The organism is Fibrobacter intestinalis, from assembly GCF_900167415.1.
In the GTDB taxonomy this organism is placed as follows: domain Bacteria; phylum Fibrobacterota; class Fibrobacteria; order Fibrobacterales; family Fibrobacteraceae; genus Hallerella; species Hallerella intestinalis.
In genome coordinates this window covers 1-7,903 of the sequence record NZ_FUWU01000086.1, presented here as the reverse complement: position 1 = coordinate 7,903, position 7,903 = coordinate 1, and the positions used below count along the sequence as shown (strand labels likewise).

Here is a 7,903-nt window from a genome sequence, read left to right as displayed (position 1 = left end):
CGCCTTTTCGGTTATGTCGGGGCGTTTCTGCTCGAAAATCCCCGTAGCGGATTCGAAAAGTACCTTCCTCCATTCGAGAATTTTGTTCGGATGTATCTTGTACTCGTCCGCAAGTTCAGATAAGCCTCTGCCCTTGAGGAGAATTTCGCTCAGGATTTTGACTTTCTCCTCCGCACTCAGGCGGCGACGTTTCTGTTTTTCAAGTTTATTTTCTTCTGCCATAAGGTGGCTCCTTGGTTGGAAATATACACCTTATTAGCTTCCTCAATTTTTTCCAAGTTGCGGTTAAGCGCTACATTTCAAAGCGGAGGGGATATTTTTTGAATTCGGAAAATTCTTTTTCATGCTTTTCAAACAAGACGTTTTCGGGATTGAAACCTTTTCCACCCGCAACGACATAAAGCCGTCTGCGTTGCTGGGGAATGCCGAAATATTTCGCGTCAAGAATTCTCCAGGCGATGTTTCTTTTTGGTCCGCGCAAAAGTCCTGCATTCGGGAACTTGTTCATTTTCAGTTCTTTTTTGCATCCGGCAAGCAATGAAAGAAAACACCCGAAAGCATTTGTCTTGTCTTTCAGTACGCCCTCGACATTTTCCCAAAACACAATGGTTTCTTCTTTTCCCTGCCGTTTTCTGATTTCGTCGTTTGCGTTTATGATTTCACAGAATTTCAGCGTCAAGTTGCCGCGCTCGTCGTTCAAGCCGTTTTGAAAGCCCGCTAAAGAAAAAGCCTGGCACGGAGTGCCGCCGCAAATGAGGTCGGGCGCGTCGATTTCATGCTTTAGTATTTTTTTCGGAATTGCGTTCATGTCGCCGACATTCAACAAATCGGGATATTTTATTTTCAGAAAGTCGGAAGGGAACGGCGCAATTTCGGAAAGCCATTTAAAATCAAATGAAAAATCTTTCCAAGCAACCGAAGCGGCCTCTATCCCTGAGCAAATGCTTCCAATGGTTTTAATCATCATAAAAATAATTATAGCATATACTTTATCTACTCGCTCAAAAAAAACAATATTTTCCCCTGAATTATCAAGCGCAATATGATGCATCAGAAGCAAATGCTTCCCGCCCCCGACGGGCCATTTTCACAAACAGCCGGGAGACAGGAAGCATCTTGACGTTGAATATAACGGAACGGATTTCTACGCCTGCTGCAGATTTTTATCCGCATCGGAGCCTTTCTTTTGGTGCTTGGCGATGTTTTCATTCAACCGGGCGATTTCCGAATCCAGATTCCGGGAGAATTCCGCCAGCGACGCATTTTCCGTCAAAGACATCATAGAAAGATAGGACAGGAGCCTGTTATTGAGGGAAGAAAGAAGGCTCTTCTTGAAGTTGCTAGCACACTCCGCTTTGCCCCCTTTCGCTTTTACATAAACATCGCTTGCCGTATTGAACGAATCCTGCGCGCTCCGAATGCCTTCCAGCAATTCCGAAACGCCATCCAGCTTTGCCATATTCGCCCGGGCATCAACCGAAGAAAGCTCTTCCAAAAGACTCTCGATCATGGAACTCTCCTCCGTGTAACTGGCATTTACTATGCCCGCTTTGGCGTATTTGTCGTAAACGCCTTTCAGCGAAAGTGCCGAAGCCCTTTTTTCTTCCGAAGGATGCGCCGTGTAACCGGAAACAAGCGCGCCAAAAGCCTTCAACGCCTCGTCCCGCCCATCGTCCGCCTTGTTCAAATTCGAAACGACCTTGTCCTGCAAAATCGCCGTCGTAATCCTCCCCGAAAGATCTTCCACCTCCGCCATCACGTTTTTGAGATAGACGTCCTTCTGCGCAGACGAATCCGCCCTGTAAATCCGAAGAATCGTATTGGCGATGCCGCCGATTTCGTTGATACGCGCCTGATTTTTGATTTTGTTCATAAGAACCTCCATTTTGAGTTGTTTTTCCTTAGACAACAACACCCGGCGATAAAGATAAAGTAAATTTTCCCGAATCCAAAGTAAAATCCCATTAGCAATTCGGGCGAATCTATAAAGGCCACCTCTAAAAACGGTTTTGGTGAAGAAAAATCGAGTGGGATCGAGTGCGCACCGAACGTGCCGTAAAGATTGCTTCACTACGTTCGCAATGACGGGAAAAAGGGAATTCGTGACGATAAAACCAACCAACGATAACAAGCAACTCTAATGCTGCCGCTTTTTAAAAATGAATTCTTAGAGTGGCCTAAAAGCCACTGTGCCGAACGCCGTCCCGGGCGGATTTCAGGCTTCGGCGCTTTGCCGAACGCCGTCCGTAAGTTTATGCACACTTTTCGTAAAATTATTATATATTCCCCAACAGCAAAGGAGTCGCCGTGGATAAAATTCGTATTATTTTTGTTGTTTTGTTCTTGTCGGTGATATTTTCGCATGCCGAGGGCGGCTGTTCGGGGAATGGGCAAATCTCGGGGATTCCCATTCAATCCTGCTACGAAAGGCAGTCCTCGTTCTATATGGGAATCCAGGCCGGCGATGGAATGTTTTTTATCGATCCGGGAAAGAGTGTTCAATATGGGGGCAAGACTTACTGGCTGCGTTTCTTTGTCACATCGGCGAGCAGGGCGTATAATCAAATACAGGCCTTGGCGCAAACGGGCTATGCCACCCGCAGCCCGGTTGAAATCATCTACCCCAATTATGCGACCACTACGGTCACCAATGCCAATGCCGGATTAAATGATGCAAATTGCAGCACCAATACGGATAATGCAGGTAATGCCGCCTATATGTATTGTCCAATTCAGGCTCTCTCCATTCTTGAATAGATTATGGTCCGGCTGTTTTTGTTCTTGTTGGCTTTTTTCTTATTTTCACCGTCTGTCTTTGCTGCAGTTCATGTCGTACCCTATAATGTCCGGACGGTTCTCGATTTAAGCGACGGGGACACGCTTTCCCTGACGGGATTTCCGATGGGGTGGGCGTATTCCCGCGTGGTTCTCGGCATCAACTCGACGCCATCCGTCCCGATGGCAGGGCATCTTGTCGTCAACAGCTGCAAATACGCTCTGGACTCCTATTACCGGGAAATCACCTTTGCCTTTGCGACAGAGATTAAAATTACGTATTCGGGAAATCCGCAACAGAGGATGCCCATACAATGGTGGGTTGATGACAATCGTATTTTTTCTAAATGTGAACATGCGGAATTGACACGTGCGGATTCTATTTGGAAACTCGTGTATAAATTCGCAGATTCTCTTTATGAAATGAGAACCGCACATTATCGGGATTTGGGAGAAATGAATGCCGAATCTATTTTTGCCGGAAGCTCTCGAATGTTCAAAATTTCCAAATTGCCTGAAGATATGTACAATCGCATTTATGTGCTAATCGAACCGTTGGATGGCAAGGAACTGAATGGATTTGCTTACGCAAGCAATAAAAAGGCAAACATTCGAGGATGGACTTCTACAGTTGTTCTTTCCCAAAAAGCAAAATATGCTCCTTATTTTGAAATAGCTTTCCCCGAATACCGTAAAGTAAAAATGAAATGGTGGGCAACAAAAGAAGAACCTGTCGAAATACAAATACAAGCATCCGAAACTAGTTTAGGAAGCGATTCCGTTCAAGCAAATTATGCCTTTGGTAAAACGCCTTATACATCAGCATCTGTTGAATTGAAATTCGACAAGAATGTTTTTGTTGATGGGCAAATCCCCGTTATAAAAAAACTTTCTTTCAATCCACATGGTCCGGAAAATTTAGATGAATTTACAATGATAGGCGATATTTTTGATATTCAAGCACAATTAAAATCAGGGCAGGAGGTAACTTTGGCACTTCCCTTGGATTTTAATTATGCTCCGGAGCGAGATTCGGTAACTATCGGTCATTTCATTGAATCCGAAAATCGTTGGATAGAAGAGCCTGTGGATAGCATTGTCGGTAATTACGTTTTCTTTAGAGCAAAATCTTTTAGCTTTTGGAGTATTTGTCGTAAAGTGAGTGGAATTGTAAATTCGGTAGCGACGGCAGCTTTCGTCCCTGCAATAGGCATTTCAGCTATTTTTTCAGAAGATGTCCGCGATGGGATAGAATCGTTTGCAGCCGGATGGACGGATATCCAAATGGGCATTGTGAACGGAGTGGTTGATGGAGTCTATTGGCTGTATGATTTATACAATGAACTCCGGTGCTTCGATTTTGACGGAGTGAGAGATAGGTTTAATCGATTGTTTCGAAATGCCGAATCCGAGAACTTAGATGTTCCACAAGGACAATTGTCGGATGCTATACTTAGGGACTCCTTGCTTTTGAATTCTCTTAAAGAGAAGAAAGTATCGATATTAACAACCAAAAAAGAAGCCATTTCGCATTGCGCTTTACCTGACACTACTTGCAATCGTCAAGAATATGCCTGGAAAGTAACAGCCCAAAATCTAGATGCCGTATTGGCAGATGTTATTTTAGGAATGCTAAATCCCGATACAAGCAATAATGATTCAAATTCTTTATTTAAACGACGCTTTACTTTTTCAAGGGATTCTGACGAATTGTATTTCCAAGATGCTACACAACCCGATTCAGAAAAAATGAATTTTACCGATTATTTCTTGACAAACAGTGGAATGCTTTCCGATGCGGCTTGGGTAGTAAGAGGTTTGGAAGGATGCTACAATGCGACGAATATAACCGGCGCGACACTGACGAATTGGATTGAATGGGGAAAAAGTATCCACGATTTGGACTATCAAGATTTTTGCAAAAGGCTTGTCTATACCTACGGGCATAACGAAGGCTATTTAAACGATGTCATTGAATGTGGTGAATTTGCGGTCAAATGGAACTCTGCAAGAACTTTTTTCGATTCTCATATTGGAAAACTCCAAGAAATCTCCGATGCGATGACAAGAATTTCTTTGCTAGCGTGGATTGATAAAGGAGAATTTAGAGAGTATATAAAGGATGCGTACAAATCCGTTTATGATGGCGTTCGTGCGTGGCTTGAATTGGCTGGTCCGATGCTCTTAGAAAATAATTTAGTTGCCAAAGCTTATGCGAGCATTGCCTTGTATGAATTTATATTTTATGGGACACACGAAAATTTGGATTATTTAAATAGTGCTTTGAAAATGCATTATGGTGAACATGGCGGTTATTCAGAAGGAACTGGCTATTCTCAATACATTTGGGACGACGTTCCTTACATTCTTGCCGCATTGCAGGAGGCTTACCGATCGGTCAATAAAACAATGCCCGCTACTGAAAATAAATTTTTAAAGTCGCCTTACTATATGATCGAATTTTCTCGACCAGTGTCGTCTTATGGTTACATTCCTGTTGAAATAGACGATGGATGCACCTATAATCCGGATTATCGTGCTTGGGCAAAATTGACTGGTGATGCCAATTTTTTAGCTTGGTCGGAAGCCTATCCGTTAAAACCGGAAGATGGGAAAATCAATCCGTTAGTTGCCTTTGGGTTTCCAGATGAAACTTTATATCAATTGAAACCTGCTGAACTGCCATCTAAATCCGGGGTAAGGAGCAGCTGCAAAGACGGTATTTGTTTAATTACGGTCTTTGGCGTGGAAGATACGGTTGCTTTGTCTATGATAGCGGAAAATGGCAAGATGTGGAATCGAGGACAGGTTCATGACCAGCAGGACAACCTTTCTATAACGCTTTCCAGTTCTAAAAAAGGGTTTCTAATTCAGGATAGGGGCTATTCCGGGTTTGGTAAAAGAAATAAAGACGATGATTTTCACCATCACATCAATCACAACGTTTTAACGTTGGCGTCAAATTGTGATAAGAATGCGCCAAACGAATCGTGTCTTGCTGTCGGTGCGCAAAACGACAACCGTATTATAGGTGCAAATGAAATCCGCCAAAGGATAGAAGAATTTTCCGGTGAAGTTCCGGGAGTATTTTGGTCATTGTTGTCTTTTTTAGTGACTCATTTTGACTTGCTGGGAGATGATTTTAATGTGGAAGGAGGTTCGGACGCTTTTATTGTAGATTCTCTGCCGAATGCCGGGATGGAAGCGAAAGGATATACGGCTAAGCATTTTCTCACAAAATTCGATAAACTTGCAATGCCATCAACGGTCGAAAACCATCGTTCTATCCTTTATTTTGGCGGAAACCTTTGGGTCATTGATAGGCCTGGCGAGCAAGGGATGGCGTGGCTGGCAAATTCACCTCAAAAATACTGGGTCGATATGGGCGTCCATCTTTATGGGGTTGCTCAAGAGGATCTAGGCATAGGTTCTCAAAGCGTTGCTAGAAATGTTCAGCAAAATTCATCGCGGGCCGATTATCTTGGACAGGATAAAGTTTTATTGAACAACTGGTTTGTAATTCAAGATAGTCAAGCAAAAACCTACGTAATGAATTACCCCATTAATGGTGAAATTTTTTCTAAAAAAACAAGTCGTTGCCCCATGGATTTTCAGTGCTTTGAAAACACCGAAAAAAAACAAACGTTTGATTGTTCCTCCGCAAGGAGTGAAGTATAAAGCGAGTTCGGTGTTGGAAAATTTTTCAGGATTTCCTGAATTGGATGGTATTATGCTAGCCACACGAAATAAAAAGAATGTTTGGGAATATGAGGCTTTAGATGGTCAAACTTTTGGCGAATACCGACATGGGCGCTCCGTTGATTTGCCTGCGTTGCGAATTCTTCTCTTGAGGTGAACATGGTTAAAATTTTATTGTTCATCTGCTTATTGCTATTGGGGTGCGATATTGAACTTTACGGCGATCCTCCTAGCAACGCTACTTATTATATAACAACAACAACTCATAAACCATTGATGTTTGAATTTACATGGATAGATGATTCTCTGCGTAAAGCTTCCGCCTCCCTCTTAGGTCCTTATGACCGCTTAGACTGTCCAGACTTCTGTATAATTTCTAGAGCTCGCTATGCTTTGGAATGGAATGGAATCTATCTGGACTCGCTTTATGTAAAGGATGAGGCTTTTAGCAGAATAGACACCACTCTTGTCGAATTGTTCCAGTCTATTGATTCTACGAAGCATCTCAAGTTTTCTTTAAGGGATTCGGCAGATGAAATTAAATCTTATGATTTGGATATGGCTCCTGTATTGTCTTATTTGAATAGTCCAAAACGTTATGAAATTCGTGGCGATTCCATCGACATATTCCTTCCCGAAGGGAATTTTTATGTTGTGTATACCGGTTCTTGCTATAATGGCATTGATGATTTTAACGAATTCAATAAAGAATGCAGGAGATATAAAGCGTCTAAAGACCCGCAAACCATTACTTTGGAAATAGCCGCGTTAGAGCGTTTATCTTATGTGATTCGCTACGATTTTGATGAAGAAGACAAGATGGAAGAAGACTCCTTTACTTTTAAGTGGATTTACTATGACGCGTTGTAGAATCCTTTGCCTTTTCTGCCTGATATTTTTAGGCTGCTCCGATTTATCGGATATTTTCTCTTCTGATGATTCCCAAGAAGTGAAGATGGCAAAAACTCACGGCTCTTATTTATTTGTTTATCTTGCCGTTCATTGCGAACGGGATATGTCATGCCGTTCCAGCGTACGCGTTAAGGGAACTCCGTCACCCAAAAGCGAATACAAATATGGATTCCATTATACATTCATCGCCGGAAACGATACCCTTGTTGCGGAATCCGACCGATTTATTGATGGTGGGGACACGTTGCCGTCTTGGAATGTTCCCGTGACAGACGGGCACGTCCGCTTTTCCCTTTTGGATAAGAAAAAGAAGCACAAGGATTACGATATCGATTTGGCTCCCTGGCTGGGGGAAGCTTCGCCTTCGCAGGATTCGGTCGCCTTTACCAATTTTGAGGTGGGTTCTAGAGTTTGCTTTTACAAGGTTCAAGGCGAATCCTACTGCCAAACCATTCAAGAAAGAACGGAAAAGATCACGGTTCCGAACGACTCCACTTTCTATCCGTTTTTCAGAGTT

7 protein-coding genes are annotated in these 7,903 nt (G+C 42.9%); 4 read left to right on the top strand and 3 right to left on the bottom strand.

Annotated features, from left to right (window positions below; translation table 11 throughout):
* From B5D40_RS14375 to B5D40_RS14365, 3 genes are all read right to left on the bottom strand, one after another.
* Nucleotides 1–222: transposase (locus B5D40_RS14375; RefSeq protein ID WP_144319717.1), on the bottom strand; the 222-nt coding region annotated here is incomplete at its 3' end.
* A gap of 70 nt (nucleotides 223–292) precedes the next feature.
* Nucleotides 293–967: a DNA cytosine methyltransferase gene (locus B5D40_RS14370; RefSeq protein WP_198951065.1), complete on the bottom strand. Its 675-nt coding sequence runs from the start codon at nucleotides 965–967 to the stop codon at nucleotides 293–295.
* A 177-nt stretch (nucleotides 968–1,144) separates the two neighbouring features.
* On the bottom strand, nucleotides 1,145–1,873 hold the full coding sequence (locus B5D40_RS14365) for a DUF6261 family protein (protein WP_143394492.1): 729 nt from the start codon (nucleotides 1,871–1,873) through the stop codon (nucleotides 1,145–1,147).
* A gap of 434 nt (nucleotides 1,874–2,307) precedes the next feature.
* Between B5D40_RS14365 and B5D40_RS14360 the strand changes: the two genes are divergently transcribed.
* From B5D40_RS14360 to B5D40_RS14345, 4 genes are all read left to right on the top strand, one after another.
* Nucleotides 2,308–2,757, top strand: a complete 450-nt coding sequence (locus B5D40_RS14360) for a hypothetical protein (protein ID WP_078777473.1) — start codon at nucleotides 2,308–2,310, stop codon at nucleotides 2,755–2,757.
* Nucleotides 2,758–2,760: 3 nt separating this feature from the next.
* A complete protein-coding gene (locus B5D40_RS14355) occupies nucleotides 2,761–6,453 on the top strand; it encodes a hypothetical protein (RefSeq protein ID WP_078777472.1) in 3,693 nt (1,230 codons plus the stop codon).
* A 180-nt stretch (nucleotides 6,454–6,633) separates the two neighbouring features.
* On the top strand, nucleotides 6,634–7,344 hold the full coding sequence (locus B5D40_RS14350) for a hypothetical protein (RefSeq protein ID WP_143394490.1): 711 nt from the start codon (nucleotides 6,634–6,636) through the stop codon (nucleotides 7,342–7,344).
* Nucleotides 7,331–7,903, top strand: a 573-nt coding sequence (locus B5D40_RS14345) for a hypothetical protein (protein ID WP_144319716.1), incomplete at its 3' end; no start/stop codon positions are given. The genes B5D40_RS14350 and B5D40_RS14345, both read left to right, overlap by 14 nt.

Excerpts from the sequence above, each read along its gene's own strand:
- B5D40_RS14355 (WP_078777472.1), top strand. The coding sequence starts at position 2,761 with ATGGTCCGGCTGTTTTTGTTCTTGTTGGCTTTTTTCTTATTTTCACCG.
- B5D40_RS14350 (WP_143394490.1), top strand. The coding sequence starts at position 6,634 with ATGGTTAAAATTTTATTGTTCATCTGCTTATTGCTATTGGGGTGCGAT.
- B5D40_RS14370 (WP_198951065.1), bottom strand. The coding sequence starts at position 967 with ATGATGATTAAAACCATTGGAAGCATTTGCTCAGGGATAGAGGCCGCT.
- B5D40_RS14365 (WP_143394492.1), bottom strand. The coding sequence starts at position 1,873 with ATGAACAAAATCAAAAATCAGGCGCGTATCAACGAAATCGGCGGCATC.